We start from the raw sequence: 20,454 nt of genomic DNA on the forward strand, positions 1-20,454 counted from the left end.
CTATTCTCCGCTGTATTTATCAGCTAAACCATCAACAAGGTGTTGATGAAGGCCATTAAAACCGCCATTGCTCATAATTAAAATATGCTGATTAGGCTCAATATTTTCAAGCACCGTATCAATAATTGTTTGCGTGCTGCTAAAGCACTGCATGCCTGCTTTATCTGCTTGCTCTTTTAGCGACCAATTTAGATTCTCTGGTTCAAAAAGTAGTACGTCGTCAGCATCACGCAGTGAATCTAATAATGTATATTGGTGCACGCCCATTTTCATAGTGTTTGAGCGCGGCTCTAAAATAGCGATAATTTTTTCATCGCCTACTTTTGCGCGCAGTCCTGCAAGCGTAGTTTTAATTGCTGTTGGGTGATGCGCAAAATCGTCATACACCTTAATATTATTTATATCAGCCTTTAGCTCCATACGCCTTTTAGGGCTAATAAATTCTCCTAAGGCATCAATACTATGATCAACAGCTATACCCACATGGCGCGCTGCTGCGATAGTCATAATTGCATTTTTAACGTTATGCTCGCCTATTGCTTGCCAGCAAACAGTGCCCTGCTTTTCGTTATTTAAAAGTACATTAAACTCACTACCATCGGCTTTTATTAATTCATAGCTCCAATCATCGCCTAGCGTTTCGCTTTCGCTCCAAAGCCCTTGTGCTATTACGTCATTAAGCGCTACGTCTTGCTTAGGCCAAATTACCTTGCCGCTTTGAGGTAATGTACGCATTAAGTGATGAAATTGTTTTTTTATTGCGTTTAAATCGTCGAAAATATCAGCGTGATCGAATTCAAGATTATTTAAGATAAGTGTACGTGGAAGGTAATGGACAAACTTACTGCGCTTATCAAAAAAAGCAGTGTCGTATTCATCGGCTTCAATAACAAAAAATGGCGTTTCACCCACTTTTGCCGATACACCAAAATTTTGGACTATGCCGCCAATTAAAAACCCTGGTTTTAAACCTGCATATTCTAAAACCCACGCAAGCATACTTGCTGTGGTTGTTTTTCCATGCGTACCCGCTACAGCAAGTACCCACGATTTTTGTAATAAATTATGTTTAAGCCATTCAGGGCCTGAGGTGTAAGGCAGACCTTTATCAAGCACATATTCAACACACGGGTTACCACGGCTCATTGCATTACCGATAACTACCATATCTGGTTTTGGCTCTAATTGAGATACGTCGTAGCCTTGAGTCAGTTCAATGCCAAGCTCTTCAAGTTGCGTACTCATTGGTGGGTAAACGTTTTGATCAGAACCCGTTACTTTATGACCTAATGATTTAGCAATGGCTGCAATGCCACCCATAAACGTGCCACAAATGCCCAAAATATGTATATGCATATACTTTCCTTAAATCGTATGCTCACTTTACAGCTATGCAAAGTTTAATGGCGCTATAATGCCAAAATTCGTGCTTAGTTACTATGTACGTCTGCACAATTCACTCGTGCCAAAAACACGTTAATTAGTTTTTTAAACGCTAAAAATCAAAAAATAGGCACGTTCACCTACCCTGTATTGCTTTTAATCAATTATTATCAATGTTATAAACCAGCTTGCTGTATAACTTTAAAACTTAAAAAGGACTTAATATGAAAAAACTATTCTTTATAGCCTGTATTTTACTTAGTCAAAAAAGCTTTGCTTTGGAATTTGCTAAGTACCCAATAGAACTAAGTTCGGGCGAAGGCGTTAATGTTGTTATTGCCCCAACAACAGATAAAAAACAAGCTTTAGTAAAAGTAACAGGCATAAACCATGATATTGATGGCATTGTATTTTTAACCGATTTAAAACCTCATGGTAGTAATAAAGCTTACAAATATACTTACGATGGTACACAAAGAAGTTTAGTAAGTGTTGAGGAAGGCTACCGCTGTTGCTCTTACAATCTTTATATTCCAGACACTCGTGATGGAATTTACTTATCAAAAAAAGAAGAGTCAAACCCTGCCATTGTTGAAGATTTAAAAGCGCAATACGATCAACAGTTAAATAAAGGTACTCAAGCTAAACTAGCGAAGTTTAATCGTGAAAAGCATTTAGGGTATCAACAAAAAAATATAGCTGCCGCTAATAGCGAAATAGATAAGCAATGCGGATTAAAAATAAATACCAATGTTGATTGGGAAAGCATTGATGATGAAAACCTAAAAGAATATCCAGTGGGTTCATTTTGTGCACAAGTTGCAAACGAAATGGCATACATGTGCGAAAAAGACCAAAGTTTTAAAAACGACATAGCTCAGTTCAATGCTATCGAATGTAAATTTACTAATGAGCTAAAACTACGTAAAAATGGTAATACACTTATATTTAAAACAGCGCCAAAAGCCGCTAACCAACGCCGTTTTATTGAAGCTTATTTATTAAATTTATAAGCTGAGTTTAAAACTAAAAAAAGCACCTAAAGGTGCTTTTTTTTGGTTTTACTAATTAAGTTTGTTTATAGCGTTAAAAATACAATCAAACCGACACCGAGTAATAAACGATATATTACAAATGGCAACATACCCATTCGCTCTATTACTTTTAAAAACATAAATATACATGCATAAGCCGATAAGAACGATAGCACCACACCAAGCAATAATGTATTCCAATCAACTACATGGTCACCCAGTGCAAGCTCTGCAATATAATAAAGCCCCATCATAGAAATAATCGGAATCGCTAGTAAAAACGAAAAACGCGCTGCGCTTTGCTTATTCATACCCAACATTAAACCAGCGGTCATCGTGATACCTGATCGAGAAGTACCCGGGATCATTGCAACAGCTTGTGCGAAACCAATGATAAGTGCCGTTTTCCAATTGAGCTGATAAATAGTTTTAATTTGTTTCCCTTTTGCATCCGCGTACCAAAGCAACAAACCAAATACAATGGTGGTAGTAGCAATTACCCAAGCGCTTCGCAAATATAACTCAATAAAGTCTTTTAAAAGTAAACCTAAAATAGCGGCAGGCACTGTACCTAGTATAATCCACCAGCCTAATTTACTGTCATCGGTAGTGCCTTGCTTACCAAAAGATTTAAACCACGCGCTTAGTATATCTACTACTTCTTTACGAAAATAAATAACAACGGCTATTAAAGTACCAACATGTACTGCTACGTCAAACGCAAGCCCTTGATCTTCCCAGCCTAAAATTTGCGATGGGAGAATTAAATGCGCAGAACTCGATATTGGTAAAAACTCAGTAAATCCCTGTATGAGGGCTAAAATAATTATTTCGATAATACTCATAGGTTAGAAAACTCCACCTTCCATAGCTTTTGTTGAGGGTTATTATATTCATTCCATAACTGCGCAATCGTTTGCTTAGCTACAGGATGATAAAAATCTGGGGCAACCTCACTCAGAGGTTGTAATACAAATGCATTTTTAGTTATTTCATCACGTGGTAATTGCGCTGGGGAATCGCAAGTTACATCATCATAAAACAGTAAATCTAAATCGAGCGTTCGTGGACTAAATTTTTTATCGTTCGCTGTACGCCCATTATCACGCTCTATTTCTTTTAATAAAGCGCATACATCAGCAAGCGACATATCAGTTGTAGCGCCAACTACTGAATTATAAAAATTATTGCCAGCAAACCCAACTGCTTCACTTTCAAAAACAGACGAGTGCACAATGTGCTCAAAGTGCTGCTTAAGTGCAATTAATGCACATTGTATATAATGCGCTTTATTTATATTTGACCCTAGGCTGATATAGATTTGAGCCATTTAGTCAGTTGCCTTAACACGTGTAATTTCAACACCTACAGTTTGTGCTTGTGCTACTGCTGCAGGTTTACTTACTCTTATAGTAACTTGTGGCGTATTAAACTCGCTTAAAATAATCTCAGCCAACTGCTCAACCAAAGTCTCTAGCAACTCAACAGGTTTTGCAGTGCAGTGCTTAATAACGCGTTCGCTTACTTTTGAGTAATCCAGTGCTAAATTAATATCGTCATTTTCGGCTGCAGGCTTAATATCACTAAGCATTTCAATATCAAAATAAAGGCTCTGTTTACTTTCTTTTTCAAAGTCGTACACTCCAATAATAGTGTCGACGTGCAATTGAGATATAAAAACCTTATCCATTGATACTCCAAATAACAACAAACGACTAAGCAACTATACAAAGCATCAATAAAATTAATACTGTATATGGTTTAGCCAGTGTTTAAATATGTGAAAATAACTTCTACAATAGCAAAATAACCAAACTAGCTATTAAATAGCCTGTTAATAATTTTCACGATAAATTTTGCTGCCAATAATAGCTTAAAAGTACTATCAATTGGTATAGTAATTAAAAAATAAGGAAGCGTGTGTTAGCCACTTTAATGTTTGTTTTAGCTTATTTACTTGGGTCGATTTCGTCGGCTATTCTAGTGTCGCGGTTGTTCAAACTCCCTGACCCTCGTAATAGTGGTTCTAACAACCCAGGAGCTACAAATGTTTATAGATTAGGCGGAGCATTTCCGGCTTGCTTGGTTTTAGTGTTTGATATTTTAAAAGGCACTATTCCGGTATGGGGGGCTTATTTTTTAGAAGTTGAACCTTTAGAGCTTGGTTTAGTCGCAGTAGCAGCTTGCTTAGGCCATATGTACCCACTATTTTTTAGCTTCAAAGGTGGTAAAGCAGTAGCAACGGCATTTGGCTCATTATTACCTATTGGCTTATCATTGGCTGGGTTACTTGTGTGCACTTGGTTAGTTATAGTAGCAATAACACGCTATTCATCACTGGCAGCGCTTGTAGCTGTATCTTTAGCGCCCTTATATACATGGCTAATAAAACCACTTTATACTCTTCCCGTTACTTTTATCACGCTGTTAATTATATTTCGTCACCGTACTAATATTATCCGATTATTTAGTGGGGAAGAACCAAAAGTGGGTGCTAAAAAAGCACCCACTGATGAAAACAAAAACAGTTAATGTAAGAGTAATACCAATTTTATTAAAAACATAATCATTCTAGCGTATTAAATAACTCACTAACTACGTTAAAAATTATTTATATAGAACAACTATGTATCATAATTTCAGCCTTGTTATTGAGCTATTTTCTTATCGCTATAATAGATCACTAATTTAATGCAATTGGTATAATTAAATAGGCTCAAGGCTATCTATTGGCCAGCGAGGTTTTGTTTTCATATCAAGACTTGCAAACTGACCTGCTTTTAATCGTTGCATTCCTGCATAAGCAATCATTGCACCGTTGTCGGTACAAAATTCAGTACGCGGATAAAAAACTTCGCCTTTCATACCTTTCATTACGCGTTCAAGCTGCAGTCGAAGCTGTGTATTTGCACTTACGCCACCGGCGATTACTAAACGCTTAATACCTGTTTGTTTAAGCGCTCGCTTGCACTTAATAACCAACGTATCAATAACCGCTGTTTGAAATGCATGCGCTATATCAGCTTTAGTTTGATCGTCATCGTCATTTTCACGAATAGTGATTGATGCTGCAGTTTTTAAACCACTAAAACTAAAATCAAGACCTGGTTTGTCGGTCATCGGGCGAGGAAAAATAAAGCGCTTCGCAACGCCTTGTTCGGCCATTTTAGCTAAGCGCGGACCTCCAGGGTAGTCAAGACCAAGTAACTTAGCCGTTTTATCAAAGGCTTCGCCTGCGGCATCATCAACTGACTCACCTAGTACTTCGTATTGTCCAATACCCGCTACTTTAACCATCATGGTATGGCCGCCCGATACAAGCAATGCAATAAACGGAAACTCAGGAATATTTTCTTCAAGCATCGGAGCAAGTAAATGCCCTTCCATATGATGAACAGCAACAGCTGGAATATCCCAACCGTATGCTAATGAACGACCAATAGAAGTACCTACCAATAATGCTCCAACTAAACCTGGGCCTGCAGTATAAGCAATGCCATCTAAGTCTTCTGGGCCGCAACCCGCTTGTGCAAAAGCTGCGTCTATAAGTGGTAGCGTTTTACGAACATGATCGCGCGATGCAAGTTCCGGTACTACACCGCCATAATCAGCGTGTACTTTTACCTGGCTGTATAATTGATGAGCTAACAAGCCTTTTTCGTCATCGTATATTGCAATACCTGTTTCATCACATGACGATTCAATGCCTAAAATTCGCACTGTACTTCTCCTGCCTTTAAAATTTCACTTCGCTGTTTTTATAACGTAAGGCCAATATTTGTTTGGCCATCTTCTAGGGCAAACTTTTTAAGTGCCTTCACGCTATCAGAGGTAATACGCCCCATATTTTCTACAAAATCAATTAGCTCACCTAATACTTCAATTTCGTATTGCATTAATGGATGCTCTCTAACGGCCGTGTTATCTGCAACCTCACCTTCAACCGTCATTTGATATTCAATAAAGCGGGCCACTGTTGCTTGAGATATTTTACTGACACTAATGAACTCTTGCTCATCTTGCGCCATTAAACCATGCATTAAGCTAAGTAAAGACGTTGCAGCATCAATAGCAGGGTAAGTACCAAACATATCAAAATCAGCAAGTTCAGGAACATTTGGTTCTATTTTTTCAACTTGTTTTTCGAGATCTATTTTACTTTTAGGCAGTAATATTTTTTCCCAACAAACATTAAGCGAATTACGAAGTAAGGTTTCATCACCAAACCCCGTTGCTTCGCTAAATAAACCGTAATTTGGCAGCATTCGCTCTATTAAAGCACTTGCTAAAACAGCTTTTTGTAAATAGTTAAGCTCTCTAATACGCTGAAAATTATTTGCTTTAGTCATTCTTTAACGTCTCACACGACCAACAAAAATCAAATGTTGATCCATTATGCTCATTACAGTTAGGGCATACCCAATCTGGAGCGGATTGTTTTACTTGTTGATAGTTTACCAATATTTGGCGCGCATGGCGCTCTTTTATCGCATAAACCTGCACACTAACTTGTGCTTGATCAAATGGAATTTCTCCCAATGCGCCTTGGAGCATCTCACCTTTTATTTTGCATTCGATGCCACTGGTTTGTATTAAACCTTTAATAATATTAGCCTCAAGGGTATTTTCGGCTTTATAAATTGTAACCCATTGAAAAGAGCTATCAGTTGAATTTTTATTATTAATATTTTGCAATATTCACCTCATTTATTTTGTGTTATCAATATCCTGCGCTAAATTATTAGCATGCTGCACTTTTAAGGAATAAACATGACACTTACAACCCCGGGCTTACTTTTTCCGGCCATATCGCTGCTATTATTAGCCTATACAAACCGATTTTTAGTTTTAGCGCAATTAATTAGAGAGTTAAATGCGCGTGAAGGTGAATCTATCCGACCTGTTGTAGTCGCTCAAATCACTAACTTACGTAAACGAATAAACTTAATAAGAACAATGCAGGTATACGGCGTAGCCTCTTTTTTACTGTGTACATTTTCGATGTTTGCTTTATTTATTGAATTTAATACCACAGGAATTATTTTATTTGGCATTAGCTTAGCTTGCTTAAGTTTATCGTTATTAACGTCTTTATTCGAAATACATATTTCCTGTGATGCGATTGAAATAGAACTACAAAGCATTGAAAATAAACCATTAAGCAGCCGAATAAATAGAAATTTTGTAAAATAAACTCTTATAGATAAAACACCCTATTATTTGTCATAATCATGTTATATGTGCGCCCTATTTTGGGGCGTACTTTTTTATTAATTAGAACAATTAAATTCCAATCTCCTAACTAACCCACTGAGTTAAAATAACTTTGCCTAGATAGTTAATTGCAAAAATATAGACAAAACACAATAAACAACTAGTTATCAATTAAAAAAGTAATACTATTTGGTCGCTTTCCTCTTTAATTAATACTAAAAGGGGGGTATCCTGCTGGAAACACGTATGAACTTGCAACCGTATTTCAATATAGAATTTTACTAAACTTTAGAATAAAAATTAATATATTTGATATCCGTGGTATCTGCGACTTACTTATAAAAAGGGACTATAAAGTGAGATTTGAACAATTAGAGCAATTTGTAGCACTTGGTGTATTACGTCACTTTAGACAAGCAGCTGAACAAACCCAAATTAGTACTTCAGCGCTAACGCGCAGCATTCAAACACTTGAAAATGAAATGGGATATGAGTTAGTAAAACGCTCAACTCGTTCTGTTAAATTAACGCCTGAAGGCGAACTTTTCCTTGAATATGCTAAAACGACTCTATCTGAACTTGAGCTAACGAAAAAACGGATTTTTCAATCAGTAAACGGTAATGCTAATGAAAAACTTGTTATTGGCTATACCAATAAGGCAAGCAGCATAGTACCTATTTCTTGTGGACAGTTTTTAGCTCAATATCCTCATATAAAAATTGAAATGCAGTTACAAGATCAACAAGAGCTAACACGCAGACTCCAACAAGGTGAAATAGACATAAGTGTATACTCTCAAGCTATTAATAGTATTGGCAGTGACATTCACTTACCTGATCAGCTTGTATTATTTGTTTCAAAAAATCACCCTCTTGCACATAAAAACGATATAAGTAAGCAAAATCTTGATAGCTACCCTATGTTTGGCTGCTTCTCTCAATCTAAACAAGTGCAAACTATGCTTAATGAAGCAATTGATTCTTTAAATAAATCATCAAGTATTAAAGTGGGTAGCATTGAGCAAGTAATGGCTGGTGTAGTTAAATCAGATCACTTTGCTATAGCAAGCATTGAGCATGCAAACACAATCGCAGAGAACTCTGAACTCGTACAACTAAAAACAAATAAAGATTTAAATCACGAACAACTCGTTGTACAAACAAGCCAACAAACGTCTATTACCGAACATGTAGAACACTTGTTGTCGCTTATAAAAAAGGCGGGAGCTGCATTTAACTAACCCTTCTTTTTGAAAAAGTGCGGCACAATAAACAGTAGCTTTAAATCGCTTTTCGGCTACACTGTCGCACCTTTTTTAAACAGCTGATGTGAATGAACACACTTTTTGGTCCTGATGTCTATTTAGATGATATAGAACGCCAAGGATACACCGTAATTCATAACGCGCTTATTGCCGATTTAGTTAACGATTTAGTTGCAGATTGTCACCGTATAAACCCCCACTTTAGCCTTGCCGGTATTGGTCGATTAAATAACTTACAAATAGATAAAACTATTCGCACTGACAAAACCTATTGGTTTGACGGCAGCTCTCAAGCACAGCTTACGTATCAAGCAATAATGCAAAGTATAAAAACCACGTTAAATCGTAGCTTTTTTATGGGGCTATTTGATTACGAATGCCATTATGCAAAATATACACTGGGTGATTTTTACAAAAAACACTTAGATGCATTTAAAGGTCGATCTAATCGTGTATTTACAACGGTGCTTTATTTAAATACGCCAGAGCAAGGTGGGGAACTTGTTATATATAAACCTAAAAGTAAAGAAGTAGAAATAACCATTAAACCAACTGCTGGCACATTGGTTATGTTTGAAAGCGAACGTTTTGCTCATGAAGTGCTTCCTGCAGTTGACGAACGCTATTCTATTGCTGGATGGTTTAGAAAAAACGCCTCTATTAGCGGCATTATTGATCCACCCCGATAGCTCTAAATAGAGAATTTTAACAGCCTTTATTAAGGCTTTAAAATGCTATTGGGTATGAAAGTAATAACCCTATAAAGATAGCCAAGCCCACATAATGATTATTTAAAAACGCTTTAAAGCAGGCATCTCTTTCACGCTTATGAATAAGCGTTTGTTGATATGCCAATAAACCAGCAGCTACACTCAAACCAACGCCAAACGCGACACTTAAATGATTACTTATACCAATAAACGCAACCAGCGCTATAAATACAGCATTAAGTAAAAAGATTATGTGGCGGTCGAATTTACCAAATAAAATAGCGGTTGATTTTACCCCTATTTTTAAATCGTCATCTCTATCAACCATCGCATACATAGTGTCATAAGCGACTGTCCAGCAAATATTGGCTATAAATAATAACCATGCCTGCTGCGGTAATGCATTTATTGAAGCCATATACGCCATTGGAATAGCCCAACCAAATGCAGCCCCTAAAACAACTTGTGGTAATTGTGTATAGCGTTTCATAAAAGGGTAGCAAAAGGCTAAAGCCAAAGCACCAAAAGAAAGCAAAAGAGTATTAACGCTAAGCATTAATACTAAAATAAACGCAATAACTATGAGCAGTAAAAATAGGCTAAGTGCTTCACCACTACTAACCCGCCCTGAAGCTAGCGGCCGCTGAGCTGTGCGTTTTACAGAGCCGTCTATTTTCCTATCTGCAAAGTCATTAATTACACACCCTGCACTTCGCATAACAACAACGCCCAGCGTAAATATAATAAAGTTGAGTAAGCTCGGCATCCCACTATTAGCAAGCCATAAAGCCCAGTATGTTGGCCAAAGTAACAACAAGGTACCAATGGGCTTATCTATACGCATTAGCTGTATATAGTAAGAAATATGTTTTGGCTTTAAAGCGGCTAATTTCATGAGTATAAATATGCTCCTGGTAAAAACACTTCACACACTAAAAATTTATATTCTTTGAGTGCAAATACACTTCGACGCCCTAGTAAGTTTTTTTCGGGTAGGTTTAATTTTGCAACTAATTGCTGAACGGGGTGCTTGGCATCAAAATAAGCAATTTCTATATCCGTTCGTTTTAGTGCTGGGTCTTGAAAAATCACATCACCAAGAGGTCGTTCACCCATATTGTGCAAAGGATTGCTCGAATCATTTTTAGGAAGCCAGCTCTGTGCGTATACCACAGGTTTGTTATCGCACAATAAGAGTACTTCTCTATTAATAGCTGTTTTAGCTGTGCTGTTTAGTAATAACTTTTGCTCTAGACTTAAAGTAAATAACTGCTCGCTTAATACTCTTACACTAAAAATTTGTGATTTACTTTTTAATTTAGCAGTTAAAGAATTAGGTTCAAAAAGCCATTCTTGCTCTAGAGGAGATAAGTCACTTACATATGAAGTGGACTGCCAATTAGCAGATATAGACAGAGGATAAGTAATCACAATAGCTCAACAAAATAAAAAACAACGAGATGATACCATTGCCAAAGCTTTTGAAAAAGTGATGTTTTATAACCATAAATAATAGCTTGGCGCTGTTTATTACCCACTATTAAGTATAAACTATTTGTAACAAGTTTTAAGAAACGCTTTAAATATGAAAAAAATAGTATACGCAGGTCTTTTTACGTTCTTTGTAAGTGTCATAAGCTTTACAGCTCGTGCTGAATCTACAGTTGGTTATTTTGGTTTTGAGCCCGATATAATCACCAACTACATTGGCGCATCAAGTAAAAAAATGGGCTATGTGCGTGTAACTATTGATTTAATGCTTAATGACACTTCAGATATTGCAGTAGTAGAGCACCACACGCCATTACTACGTGATGCCCTAGTAGAGATTTTATCTAAAGAGCCTGAAGAAAAAATAAAATCCCTTACTGGCCGTGAAGAAATACGCGTAAAGTGCGCCGAAAAACTAAAAAGCCTTTTAAAAGAAGAAACAGGACAAGAGATCATCCGTGAAGTCTTGTTCACTAAGTATTTATATCATTAGTATTTAACGTTTTGCGTTAATTACTTTGGCGGTGTAGGCAAAAGCCATACCGCTAACTAATCCACCTAAGTGCGCCCAATTAGCTATACCAACAAACAATACATCAGCAAAACCTAACACCAGCCAAATCAACATGAAGCCAACAATAGCCGTACTAACCAGCGCTGGTTTTTTAGGGTTTAAAAAGCTGTGGATCCAACAAAAACCAAGTAACCCATATACAACACCACTTAATCCGCCGAAATTTGGCCCAGCCATTAAGTACTGCGCCCAATTACTAATAAGCGCAGTCACTAAAAACAAACCTATTAAGCTTAGTTTTCCGCATTGCTTTTCGATATTGTCACCAAGCGACATCCACCAAATTAAATTGAACACAATATGCATCGCGCTAAAGTGAAGGAGCGCGGGAGTCAACCAACTAAGTGGTTGTGATGGATTAAATTGCAGGGCTGTATAAATTTCATCAAATCCCCCTAATAAAAAAGCGACATAAATAACAATACTTAATATGCTAACAGTTTGGTTAAGCCAGCTAAGGGCTTTAAACCGCGCCATAAGATTAAGTGATTGCCCTTGATATTTAAGCGGCGATTGTGTGCTGCCTACATCCCAAGATGCTTGCTGGTATTTTTCATGATTAGGGTTTTGTGTAAACTCAACCCATAAAGGCTGAACTTGATGAAAGTCCTCCACAGTCACGCTAATAATGACATTACTGCCATCTGCTGAGTGTATCTTTGCATCTAGGCCTTGGCTTTTTAAATAATCTATAAAGCCTTGTGCGGCGCGTGGGTTATTTAAACTGCCAAGCTCTATCATCGTTCTACTTTCTCGCTATAAGACGCTTCCCAAGCAGTAAAACCGCCATCCATGCTGTATACGTCTTCAAAACCTTGCTCAACTAAATAACTAGCTGCGCCCTGAGAGCTCATACCGTGGTAACACACAATAATAATTGGCTGATCGAATTCTTTTTCCATCATAAATTGTGCAATATTACCGTTAGAAAGCGCTTCTGAGCCTGGAATACGACCAGCTTGATACGAATTTGGATCGCGAATATCTGCAATTACAACGTCTTCTTTATCTAGAAGTTCTAACGTTTGCGCTATAGAAATGTGTTTAAATGCCATTGAAGTCTCTTTAATTAATAGTATAAAAAAGGCGGCTAAAGCCGCCCTTCTTGTAATTTAGTTAGGAACTAATCCCAGTTTAAAATTACTTTACCTGACTGACCTGAAATCATCATATCAAAGCCAGCTTGGAAGTCATCCACAGAATACTGATGTGTAATGATTGGGTTCAAATCAAGACCAGATTGAATCAAGCTTGCCATTTTGTACCACGTTTCGAACATTTCGCGACCGTAAATACCTTTAATCACTAAACCTTTAAAAATAACTTGGTTCCAATCAACTGCCATATCAGATGGTGGAATACCTAGCATGGCAATTTTACCGCCGTGGTTCATGTTATTAAGCATTGAATTAAAAGCGCTTGGCACACCTGACATTTCAAGACCAATATCAAAGCCCTCTGTCATACCTAAGTCTTTTATTACATTTTCAAGCTTTTCGCTTGCCACGTTTACCGCGCGAGATGCACCCATTTTGCGGGCTAAATCTAGGCGGTATTCATTCACGTCGGTAATAACGACGTGGCGAGCACCAACGTGTTTTGCAACCGCTGCTGCCATAATACCAATTGGGCCTGCACCAGTAATAAGTACATCTTCGCCAACTAAGTCGAACGATAATGCGGTATGAACAGCGTTGCCAAACGGGTCAAAAATAGAAGCCAGTTCGTCAGAAATATTATCTGGAATTTTAAATGCATTAAACGCAGGAATAACTAAATACTCTGCAAATGCACCTTCACGATTTACACCTACGCCTGTTGTATTACGGCATAAATGTACACGCCCAGCACGACAGTTACGACAGTGCCCACACGTAATATGACCTTCACCCGATACGCGGTCACCTACTTTAAAGCCACGAACTTCCTGGCCCATATCAACGACTTCACCAACATATTCGTGACCAACAACCATTGGAGTAGGAATAGTTTTGCTTGCCCATTCATCCCATTTGTAAATATGTACGTCGGTACCACAAATAGCTGTTTTACGAATTTTAATCAGTAAGTCGTTATGACCTACTTCTGGCTTTGGCGCATCTGTCATCCAAATGCCCGGTTCTGCTTTTAATTTAGATAATGCTTTCATAATTCACACTCAACTAAAAAACCGAAGCAAGGCTTCGGTTTAAAATAAAATTAAATAACGCCCATTTCTTTACCAATACGGGTAAATGCATCAATAGCAATATCGAGTTGCTCAATGCTATGCGCCGCTGAAATTTGTGTACGAATACGTGCTTGCCCTTTTGGTACTACTGGGAATGAAAAACCGGTTACGTAAATACCTTCAACAAGTAACTTATCAGCCATTAACGAGGCTACTTTTGCATCTCCCAGCATTACTGGAATAATTGCATGATCTTTACCTGCACACGTAAAACCAGCAGCTTCCATTTGCTCACGGAAATATTTAGCATTTGACCAAAGTTTAGCGCGAAGCTCGCCGCCACTTTCTAGCATTTCAAGTACTTTAATTGATGCAGTAACAATTGAAGGCGCTAATGAGTTTGAGAATAAATAAGGGCGCGAACGTTGGCGCAACCATTCAACAATTTCTTTTTTACCTGATGTATAACCACCTGAAGCGCCACCTAGCGCTTTGCCTAATGTGCCGGTGATAATATCTACACGGTCTAATACATTACAGTACTCAGGTGTACCTTTACCGTTTTCGCCAACAAAGCCAACTGCGTGAGAGTCATCAACCATTACAAGTGCATCGTATTTATCGGCTAGGTCACACACGGCTTCTAAATTACAAATAACGCCGTCCATAGAAAACACGCCATCAGTCGCTATTAGCTTAGTTTTAACGCCGGCTTCATCTGCTGCAATAAGCTGCTTTTCAAGATCAGCCATGTCGTTATTTGCATAACGAAAACGCTTAGCTTTACATAAACGTACACCATCAATAATTGATGCATGGTTTAATGAATCAGAAATAATAGCGTCTTCTGCGCCTAAAATAGTTTCAAACAAACCGGTGTTTGCATCAAAACATGAAGAATATAAAATGGTGTCTTCTGTTTCCAAAAACTCACTGATTTTTTTCTCTAGTGTTTTATGAATATCTTGCGTGCCACAAATAAAACGAACAGACGCAACACCAAAACCATGATTATTTAAACCGTTTTGCGCAGCTTCAATTAGCTCTGGGCTATTAGCTAAACCTAAGTAGTTATTAGCACAAAAGTTGATTACTTTACCTGACGCAACTTCGATTTGAGCTTGCTGCTGAGATTTAATAATACGTTCGCTTTTATACAAACCTTCGGTTTTTACGTCTTCAATTTGCTGTTGTAGCTGGCTAAAAAAAGCAGATGCTCTCATCTGTGTTCTCCATTTATTTGAACGGGTAAACAACCACATTTAAGCGACTGTTTATTATGAGGGGTATTGTAAAAGTTTAATGGGGAAAATGCACGGTTTGCAGTTCGTCGCAAACGCCCTAAACTGGAAGGAATTCCTGCCAGTTTACAGGCTAATCTGTTTAGTTTATTTATGTCTTTAAAAGTGCAGGTAAACTGTTTATAGAATCGATAATTAAATCAGCCTCTTGCTTGGCACTTTCATCAAAGCTTTGACCTGAACGCACTAAAACGCGGGTAGTGATCCCTGCTTTTTTCGCAGCCTGCATATCACTGAGTTTATCGCCCACCATAATACTGCAAGCAGGGTCGATGTTATGCTCTTGTATGCCTTGCAATAACATACCTGGCGCAGGCTTTCTGCAACTGCACTCTTTCAAATATTCAGGGTGCGCTTTTTTAGGGTGATGAGGGCAAAAGTACACATCGGTAACTTCAATACTGTGCGCACTAAATTGGGCTTTCATCCATTGCGTTAGTGCTAAAAAATCAGCTTCGGTGTAATAACCTCGACCAATTCCAGATTGATTAGTGACGATTATAACTTTATAGCCCGCATCATAAAATGCTTTACAAGTGCTAAAAACACCTTCAATAAATTCAAATTTATCGCTTTGATACACATAACCATGGTCAACGTTTACCACGCCATCTCGATCTAAAAAAAGCGCTTTATTTTTTTGTTGTACATTCATTACAAAGACTCTTTTTGTACAACATGGTCAAACATCGCTTTTACATCATTAACTGTAATTTGGCTCATTAAGTCATCGCCTTTTACGCGCGTACCCCACGGTACTTGCTTAGCTGTTTTACCGGTTTGCTTAAGCAAATTTTGGTGATAAACCTCAACCACGTAATCTTGATATAAGTAAGGGCCTGTTCGTGCTGGGTTTGAATGTGCGTATAAACCAATAACCGGCGTACCAACAGTTACCGCCATATGTGCAGGGCCTGTATCGGGCGCGAGCACTAAGCTGCCACGCTTTAACACGCACAACAATTCTTTGAGTTTCGTTTTGCCCACTAAATTTAAAATAGGTGTTTTGCTATACTCTACAATGCTATTTGCTAGGTTAATTTCAAGCTCTGTTGGACCACCCGTCAATACCACTTTAAAGCCTTGCTCGCTTGCATAATCAGCCAATGTGGCATAACGATCAGCTAACCAATTACGCTGTGCTTTACTTGCTGCTGGCGATATTACTAATAGTTTATTAGTTAGGTATACTGGTGTTAGTAGTTCATCGGCAACCGCTTGGTCTTGCTCTGTATATGGCATGTTCCAACTCGGTTTATAATCAGCTACACCAATGGCTTTTGCAAAACCTTTAAAGCCTTCAAGCACATGCGCCTGAGCTTCTGGGGCTATTCGTTTATTAATAAATAAGCTATGTAATTCTTTTGAACGCGCCCAATCGAAGCCTATTTTTACTTTTGCCGGAATACAACGCGCTACAAACCCAGCCCTTAATGCAACTTGCATGTTAAGTAGTACATCAAACTGTTGACCTTTAAAACGTTGCTTTAAGCTTTTAAGCGCTGCTTTGCCTTGCTTTTTATCAAATACCACCAGCTCAACGCCCGGTAAGTCGGCAAGTAGCATGGCTTCTATTTTGCCAATAACCCACGTAATTTTCGCATTAGGGTGTGCTTTTTGAATAGCTTGTACAGCACTCACACCATGACATACGTCACCAATGGCTGAGAGTCTTAATATACAAATAGATGAATAATTAGGAGCTTGAGTCACACATTCCCTTAGGTATTAAATACAAAAGCCGATCTTAAATTATAATCACGCTATTGCAAGCACTTATCCTCAGCTTTAAAACGCGCTAATATAGGCACATTATTTAGCAATTACGCAGAGCTATGTTTAAACAACACGTGCAAGGCAACCACACTCTATTAAGCCACCCTAAATACACGAGCCAAATTACCCTCGATTGGTTTGATGCAAATTATTGGCAACAACAAAATAAAATTGTGGGCGCTAAAAAAGGTCGAGCAACTGCGTGGTTTTTTAAGCAATACGAATTAACAGCCGTACTTAGGCATTATTGGCGCGGTGGCTTAGTGGGTAAATTGCTAAGCGATCAGTATTTATACCCTGGGCTTGAACAAACCCGTGTGTATAAAGAGTTTAGCTTAATGAGTAAACTTATAGAGCTTGGTTTAAACGTACCAACCCCTATTGCAGCTAAAGTAACCCGCAGCGGATTAATTTACCGCGGTGATATTATTACCGAGGCTGTTAAAGGCGCTAAAAGTGTACTCGACATATTAATTGAACGCTCATTGACTGAAGATGAGTTAGAGGGAATAGCTAAAACAATCGCGCTATTTCATTCAAAAGGTGTGTATCACGCCGATTTAAACATTAATAATATTTTGTTTGATGATACTGGTGATGTGTATATTATCGACTTTGATAGAGGTGAAATAAGAGCGCCTGACCCACAATGGCAACAAAGTAATACGGCACGTCTTGAGCGCTCGTTTTTAAAAGAACAAGCTCGAAACGAGCCATTCAATTGGCAAGCGAGCGACTGGCAAACTCTGCATAGCAACTACCTCAAAGCGCTCGCTAATATAAGTTAACCTAATATAAATTAACTTAGTTAGCCAATGCTAAATACTGCAGAGCAACCTGCTCTGCCTGTACTTGTTTTAGAATATCTGCGTTTTCTACATTTGGCTTATCTGCTAGTACCTGCCTAACAACATTGGCTAATGCCTCACTTTGTTGAACGGGTACTAAATATTTACTCAGCTCACCTGTTAATATCTCGCTTGGTCCAAATGTACAATTAGTGCTAACTACCGGAGTACCCACCGCTAAAGCCTCAATTAATACCGTTGGAAGTCCTTCAAAATCAGAACTCAACACTAAAGCTTTGGCATGCTTAATCCAGTTGTACGGGTTTTGTTGAAATCCTGGCACTACTAACTGTTTTTCTATGCCGTATTCCTGTGCAAGCTTTAGCGCTTTAGCCGGTTTATTACATAAAAGTACTAACTTGTATTTTTTATCAAGCTTTGCAAATGCTGCAAATAATATATCGTGGCGTTTTTGTTTGGCGAGTCTTCCTACATGAATTAAGTAGGGCTCATTTGGGATATTGTTATTTTGCTCATTTGCTTGCTGTCTTATTTTTTCAAAATCGAACGGGTTGTAAATAGTCGCAATTGCACTTGGGTTAATTAAATCCCCTTGTATTATTTCTTTTTCAACACCCTTTGATACGCAAATAAGTGATTTACCATTTAAATTTTGCTTACTTTTTTTAAGATATAAATATGAAAATGGACCTAACTTTTTTTGACGTGCAAGTTCTGCATTAACGGAGTTGTGAATAACAAAATGAACATTTTTGATATTACTACGCGCGAGCAAGTTATTACTTCTATCAAGATTAGAAAGCACTAAATCAATATTGCCCAGCTCGCTTTGTTTTTTTTCAAACCAAGTTTGTAGTGTTAAAATGCTATTTTTACGCTGCCAAAATCGATCTACTTTTGATGCCCTATGTGCGAATAAACTCTCCACGGTAAGTACTTCAGGGATATTATATTCAATAGAGTTAGCAAGAGACAAAATAGTGATTCTGTGCTGTAACTTGGCCATTTCCTCAGCAAGGGTAAGCATTACTTTTTCAGCACCACCACCTACTAGTGAATCAATTACAATCACTATATTCATTAGCGATCCCCTATAAGCATATTTTTTATGCCATTAGTGATCACATCGAAGCTATGTGTATTATCAAGTTGGCTATATTTAGCAACGAATTCATTATAGAAAGGCTCGCTAATAACCTGAGCTATTTTCGTAGTGATTTCATCAATATCAAGATTTGCTTTTATGACAACACCTGCATTAACACAATGATCCAAACGTGTATTTTGATCTTTTGAGATAGCACATGCCACAACCGGGGTTTGAACTGCAATTGCTTGCAGTAAAGTATCTCCACCGCTAAGTAATGCGATTTTAGCTTGGCTCATTAATGCCAAAAAATCAATACTTTGCAGACTTGCTAAACAAGTAACCTCATCACTTTCAGGAATGGCTTTCTTATAATTGGGACCAAACACAACAACTGCTTTTAAACCAGTGTGCTTAGTAATTTTAAGCGCGGCTTTAAAGTAAACATCAGCGCAATTAAGGTTATTTAATACATGTCCGCCTGAGCCAGCATTTACAATAAAATAGCCTTCCGATACTAAGTTATAGCGATTTAAAACATCACGTTTTTGCGCGCAAGAGGCAAATGTAACAAAAGGACCTACATTACGAGGACATGCCAAGGGAAACATGTCTAACTTCGTACTTTCAGCCCATGTAAGTGGCTCAATACAATAATCAGGCTGTACAACCCAATGTGTATCAATTAAATTAATTCTGTTAAGTTTTAAGCCTTTAGCTCGTTTTTTTGCATGCTGAGAAATGAATATAACTTTAGCGCCTACCTTTTTAGCCGCCTTCATATGCCCTGCACGTCCTGCACAATCAAAAACAACGACATCAGGTTTAAATTGCTCTATAAAGTCGCAAACAGAATCAAGCTCTTTAGTCGCTGAGTGTTCGAGTAGTGTGGCTTCAAAAGGACAATCTTTTGCGTAGCTTGTATGCTTATTTAATATAAAGTGAATATCGAGAGAATCTGCAAGTTCTGCCTTTAAACTTTGAGCCAACAACAACGAGCGCATATATTCACCAATGCCTTCTGGTGATGATACTGGAATAAATAAAAGTCGTTTGTTGCTCATTGCATTCTCAATGTCCTATTTGAGCTCCAGTATATCAATCAGATACTTATTACGATAGACAGGTTGCATTTTAATATATCGCGGATTCAAATCTGAAGTGCATAACGTTTAGGCGGCTTTAGCCGCCAAGTGATCCTGCATCAATTTTGCAGGCGTTTCAAATCCAAGTGTCTTCCTCGGACGATTATTAAGTTGCTCAAGTACGGGTATAACTTGCGCTGGTGTTACCGCCTTAAAATCTGTGCTCTTCGGCCAATACTGGCGTAGTAATCCATTCGTGTTTTCATTCAATCCGCGCTCCCATGAGTGATAAGGGTGAGCAAAATAAACAGGTACACTTAAAGCCTCTGTGATTTGCTCGTGATAAGCGAACTCTTTTCCATTGTCAGCTGTGATGCTATGAAGCGCTGACCTATATGGCCTTAATAGTTCTATCGTCGCCGCAGTGACGGCTTCCGCTGTTTTTCCTGCCACCTGAGTTGATACAGTGAATTGGGTGACCCGCTCTACAATGGTAACAAGGGCGCCTCGATGACCTTTACCTATGACGGTATCTATTTCCCAATCTCCGATACG

General features: G+C 38.1%; 25 protein-coding genes. 7 read left to right on the forward strand and 18 right to left on the reverse strand.

Annotated elements, in window-relative coordinates; all coding sequences use genetic code 11:
* Entirely contained in the window at positions 1 to 1,356 is a 1,356-nt protein-coding gene (gene mpl, locus GQR45_RS16635; protein WP_165726530.1) for a UDP-N-acetylmuramate:L-alanyl-gamma-D-glutamyl-meso-diaminopimelate ligase, read from the reverse strand.
* Between the two features lie 251 nt (positions 1,357 to 1,607).
* On the opposite strand from mpl, the gene GQR45_RS16640 reads away from it, so the two are divergent.
* Complete coding sequence (locus GQR45_RS16640; RefSeq protein WP_007584744.1) at positions 1,608 to 2,396, forward strand: hypothetical protein; 789 nt, start codon at positions 1,608 to 1,610, stop codon at positions 2,394 to 2,396.
* A 65-nt stretch (positions 2,397 to 2,461) separates the two neighbouring features.
* Here GQR45_RS16640 and GQR45_RS16645 read toward each other — a convergent pair whose 3' ends face one another.
* Genes GQR45_RS16645 through folB form a run of 3 tightly spaced genes read right to left on the reverse strand, consistent with a single transcriptional unit; the run spans position 2,462 to position 4,107 of the window.
* Positions 2,462 to 3,262: an undecaprenyl-diphosphate phosphatase gene (locus GQR45_RS16645; protein WP_007584742.1), complete on the reverse strand. Its 801-nt coding sequence runs from the start codon at positions 3,260 to 3,262 to the stop codon at positions 2,462 to 2,464.
* Entirely contained in the window at positions 3,259 to 3,747 is a 489-nt protein-coding gene (folK, locus tag GQR45_RS16650) for a 2-amino-4-hydroxy-6-hydroxymethyldihydropteridine diphosphokinase (RefSeq protein ID WP_024591465.1), read from the reverse strand. Before folK ends, GQR45_RS16645 begins: the two co-directional genes overlap by 4 nt.
* On the reverse strand, positions 3,748 to 4,107 hold the full coding sequence (gene folB / locus GQR45_RS16655; protein ID WP_007584738.1) for a dihydroneopterin aldolase: 360 nt from the start codon (positions 4,105 to 4,107) through the stop codon (positions 3,748 to 3,750). It abuts the gene before it with no gap.
* Between the two features lie 230 nt (positions 4,108 to 4,337).
* Here folB and plsY point away from each other — a divergent pair, with 230 nt between their 5' ends.
* Positions 4,338 to 4,949 (forward strand): glycerol-3-phosphate 1-O-acyltransferase PlsY, encoded by a 612-nt coding sequence (plsY, locus tag GQR45_RS16660; RefSeq protein WP_024594078.1) that lies wholly within the window; start codon positions 4,338 to 4,340, stop codon positions 4,947 to 4,949.
* 174 nt (positions 4,950 to 5,123) lie between these two features.
* Here the strand turns inward: plsY and tsaD are convergent, their stop codons facing one another.
* The 3 genes from tsaD to GQR45_RS16675 are packed head-to-tail and all read right to left on the reverse strand — an operon-like array spanning position 5,124 to position 7,112.
* Positions 5,124 to 6,137, reverse strand: a complete 1,014-nt coding sequence (gene tsaD / locus GQR45_RS16665) for a tRNA (adenosine(37)-N6)-threonylcarbamoyltransferase complex transferase subunit TsaD (RefSeq protein ID WP_010554406.1) — start codon at positions 6,135 to 6,137, stop codon at positions 5,124 to 5,126.
* A gap of 38 nt (positions 6,138 to 6,175) precedes the next feature.
* On the reverse strand, positions 6,176 to 6,766 hold the full coding sequence (locus tag GQR45_RS16670) for a YjaG family protein (RefSeq protein ID WP_007584732.1): 591 nt from the start codon (positions 6,764 to 6,766) through the stop codon (positions 6,176 to 6,178).
* Positions 6,759 to 7,112, reverse strand: a complete 354-nt coding sequence (locus tag GQR45_RS16675) for a DUF2007 domain-containing protein (RefSeq protein ID WP_010554404.1) — start codon at positions 7,110 to 7,112, stop codon at positions 6,759 to 6,761. Before GQR45_RS16675 ends, GQR45_RS16670 begins: the two co-directional genes overlap by 8 nt.
* Positions 7,113 to 7,187: 75 nt before the next feature.
* Between GQR45_RS16675 and GQR45_RS16680 the strand changes: the two genes are divergently transcribed.
* The 3 genes from GQR45_RS16680 (at position 7,188) to GQR45_RS16690 (ending at position 9,585) form a co-directional block, all read left to right on the forward strand.
* Positions 7,188 to 7,610, forward strand: a complete 423-nt coding sequence (locus GQR45_RS16680) for a DUF2721 domain-containing protein (RefSeq protein ID WP_007584730.1) — start codon at positions 7,188 to 7,190, stop codon at positions 7,608 to 7,610.
* A 377-nt stretch (positions 7,611 to 7,987) separates the two neighbouring features.
* Positions 7,988 to 8,872 carry a LysR substrate-binding domain-containing protein gene (locus GQR45_RS16685; protein ID WP_007584725.1) on the forward strand — a complete coding sequence of 295 codons (885 nt, stop codon included), beginning with the start codon at positions 7,988 to 7,990 and terminating at the stop codon, positions 8,870 to 8,872.
* A 92-nt stretch (positions 8,873 to 8,964) separates the two neighbouring features.
* Positions 8,965 to 9,585, forward strand: a complete 621-nt coding sequence (locus tag GQR45_RS16690) for a 2OG-Fe(II) oxygenase (protein ID WP_165726531.1) — start codon at positions 8,965 to 8,967, stop codon at positions 9,583 to 9,585.
* Positions 9,586 to 9,622: 37 nt separating this feature from the next.
* Here GQR45_RS16690 and ubiA read toward each other — a convergent pair whose 3' ends face one another.
* Together ubiA and GQR45_RS16700 are read right to left on the reverse strand one after the other, a co-directional pair.
* Positions 9,623 to 10,501: a 4-hydroxybenzoate octaprenyltransferase gene (gene ubiA, locus GQR45_RS16695; RefSeq protein ID WP_165726532.1), complete on the reverse strand. Its 879-nt coding sequence runs from the start codon at positions 10,499 to 10,501 to the stop codon at positions 9,623 to 9,625.
* Entirely contained in the window at positions 10,498 to 11,037 is a 540-nt protein-coding gene (locus tag GQR45_RS16700) for a chorismate lyase (RefSeq protein WP_165726533.1), read from the reverse strand. The genes ubiA and GQR45_RS16700 overlap by 4 nt, the downstream gene beginning before the upstream one ends.
* Positions 11,038 to 11,191: 154 nt before the next feature.
* Between GQR45_RS16700 and GQR45_RS16705 the strand changes: the two genes are divergently transcribed.
* A complete protein-coding gene (locus GQR45_RS16705) occupies positions 11,192 to 11,590 on the forward strand; it encodes a flagellar basal body-associated protein FliL (protein ID WP_165726534.1) in 399 nt (132 codons plus the stop codon).
* Between the two features lie 3 nt (positions 11,591 to 11,593).
* Here GQR45_RS16705 and glpG read toward each other — a convergent pair whose 3' ends face one another.
* From glpG to GQR45_RS16735, 6 genes are all read right to left on the reverse strand, one after another.
* Entirely contained in the window at positions 11,594 to 12,412 is an 819-nt protein-coding gene (gene glpG / locus GQR45_RS16710; protein WP_165726535.1) for a rhomboid family intramembrane serine protease GlpG, read from the reverse strand.
* Positions 12,409 to 12,726, reverse strand: a complete 318-nt coding sequence (gene glpE, locus GQR45_RS16715; RefSeq protein ID WP_007584717.1) for a thiosulfate sulfurtransferase GlpE — start codon at positions 12,724 to 12,726, stop codon at positions 12,409 to 12,411. The genes glpG and glpE overlap by 4 nt, the downstream gene beginning before the upstream one ends.
* Before the next feature lie 68 nt (positions 12,727 to 12,794).
* Positions 12,795 to 13,820, reverse strand: a complete 1,026-nt coding sequence (gene tdh / locus GQR45_RS16720) for an L-threonine 3-dehydrogenase (RefSeq protein WP_165726536.1) — start codon at positions 13,818 to 13,820, stop codon at positions 12,795 to 12,797.
* Between the two features lie 50 nt (positions 13,821 to 13,870).
* A complete protein-coding gene (locus tag GQR45_RS16725; RefSeq protein ID WP_024611251.1) occupies positions 13,871 to 15,064 on the reverse strand; it encodes a glycine C-acetyltransferase in 1,194 nt (397 codons plus the stop codon).
* A 169-nt stretch (positions 15,065 to 15,233) separates the two neighbouring features.
* On the reverse strand, positions 15,234 to 15,797 hold the full coding sequence (gmhB, locus tag GQR45_RS16730; protein WP_165726537.1) for a D-glycero-beta-D-manno-heptose 1,7-bisphosphate 7-phosphatase: 564 nt from the start codon (positions 15,795 to 15,797) through the stop codon (positions 15,234 to 15,236).
* Entirely contained in the window at positions 15,797 to 16,855 is a 1,059-nt protein-coding gene (locus GQR45_RS16735) for a glycosyltransferase family 9 protein (RefSeq protein ID WP_165726538.1), read from the reverse strand. Before GQR45_RS16735 ends, gmhB begins: the two co-directional genes overlap by 1 nt.
* Before the next feature lie 122 nt (positions 16,856 to 16,977).
* Between GQR45_RS16735 and GQR45_RS16740 the strand changes: the two genes are divergently transcribed.
* A complete protein-coding gene (locus GQR45_RS16740; protein ID WP_165726539.1) occupies positions 16,978 to 17,706 on the forward strand; it encodes a 3-deoxy-D-manno-octulosonic acid kinase in 729 nt (242 codons plus the stop codon).
* A gap of 16 nt (positions 17,707 to 17,722) precedes the next feature.
* On the opposite strand, the gene GQR45_RS16745 is transcribed toward GQR45_RS16740, so the two are convergent.
* The 3 genes from GQR45_RS16745 to GQR45_RS16755 form a co-directional block, all read right to left on the reverse strand.
* A complete protein-coding gene (locus GQR45_RS16745) occupies positions 17,723 to 18,808 on the reverse strand; it encodes a glycosyltransferase (protein WP_165726540.1) in 1,086 nt (361 codons plus the stop codon).
* Positions 18,808 to 19,878, reverse strand: a complete 1,071-nt coding sequence (locus GQR45_RS16750; protein WP_165726541.1) for a glycosyltransferase family 1 protein — start codon at positions 19,876 to 19,878, stop codon at positions 18,808 to 18,810. The genes GQR45_RS16745 and GQR45_RS16750 overlap by 1 nt, the downstream gene beginning before the upstream one ends.
* Positions 19,879 to 19,986: 108 nt before the next feature.
* The coding region (locus tag GQR45_RS16755) for an IS30 family transposase (RefSeq protein WP_165726157.1) at positions 19,987 to 20,454 on the reverse strand (468 nt) is incomplete at its 5' end.

Origin of the sequence: Pseudoalteromonas sp. SA25, from assembly GCF_011378705.1 — a bacterium.
Classification (GTDB): domain Bacteria; phylum Pseudomonadota; class Gammaproteobacteria; order Enterobacterales; family Alteromonadaceae; genus Pseudoalteromonas; species Pseudoalteromonas arctica.

Bases quoted from the DNA above. Each gene is read 5' to 3' on its own strand.
- GQR45_RS16725 (WP_024611251.1), bottom strand. From the start codon at position 15,064: ATGAGAGCATCTGCTTTTTTTAGCCAGCTACAACAGCAAATTGAAGAC.
- glpG (WP_165726535.1), bottom strand. From the start codon at position 12,412: ATGATAGAGCTTGGCAGTTTAAATAACCCACGCGCCGCACAAGGCTTT.
- GQR45_RS16645 (WP_007584742.1), bottom strand. From the start codon at position 3,262: ATGAGTATTATCGAAATAATTATTTTAGCCCTCATACAGGGATTTACT.
- GQR45_RS16680 (WP_007584730.1), top strand. From the start codon at position 7,188: ATGACACTTACAACCCCGGGCTTACTTTTTCCGGCCATATCGCTGCTA.
- folB (WP_007584738.1), bottom strand. From the start codon at position 4,107: ATGGATAAGGTTTTTATATCTCAATTGCACGTCGACACTATTATTGGA.
- GQR45_RS16640 (WP_007584744.1), top strand. From the start codon at position 1,608: ATGAAAAAACTATTCTTTATAGCCTGTATTTTACTTAGTCAAAAAAGC.
- GQR45_RS16750 (WP_165726541.1), bottom strand. From the start codon at position 19,878: ATGAGCAACAAACGACTTTTATTTATTCCAGTATCATCACCAGAAGGC.
- glpE (WP_007584717.1), bottom strand. From the start codon at position 12,726: ATGGCATTTAAACACATTTCTATAGCGCAAACGTTAGAACTTCTAGAT.
- gmhB (WP_165726537.1), bottom strand. From the start codon at position 15,797: ATGAATGTACAACAAAAAAATAAAGCGCTTTTTTTAGATCGAGATGGC.
- folK (WP_024591465.1), bottom strand. From the start codon at position 3,747: ATGGCTCAAATCTATATCAGCCTAGGGTCAAATATAAATAAAGCGCAT.
- GQR45_RS16670 (WP_007584732.1), bottom strand. From the start codon at position 6,766: ATGACTAAAGCAAATAATTTTCAGCGTATTAGAGAGCTTAACTATTTA.
- ubiA (WP_165726532.1), bottom strand. From the start codon at position 10,501: ATGAAATTAGCCGCTTTAAAGCCAAAACATATTTCTTACTATATACAG.
- mpl (WP_165726530.1), bottom strand. From the start codon at position 1,356: ATGCATATACATATTTTGGGCATTTGTGGCACGTTTATGGGTGGCATT.
- GQR45_RS16740 (WP_165726539.1), top strand. From the start codon at position 16,978: ATGTTTAAACAACACGTGCAAGGCAACCACACTCTATTAAGCCACCCT.
- GQR45_RS16745 (WP_165726540.1), bottom strand. From the start codon at position 18,808: ATGAATATAGTGATTGTAATTGATTCACTAGTAGGTGGTGGTGCTGAA.
- GQR45_RS16690 (WP_165726531.1), top strand. From the start codon at position 8,965: ATGAACACACTTTTTGGTCCTGATGTCTATTTAGATGATATAGAACGC.
- GQR45_RS16705 (WP_165726534.1), top strand. From the start codon at position 11,192: ATGAAAAAAATAGTATACGCAGGTCTTTTTACGTTCTTTGTAAGTGTC.
- tdh (WP_165726536.1), bottom strand. From the start codon at position 13,820: ATGAAAGCATTATCTAAATTAAAAGCAGAACCGGGCATTTGGATGACA.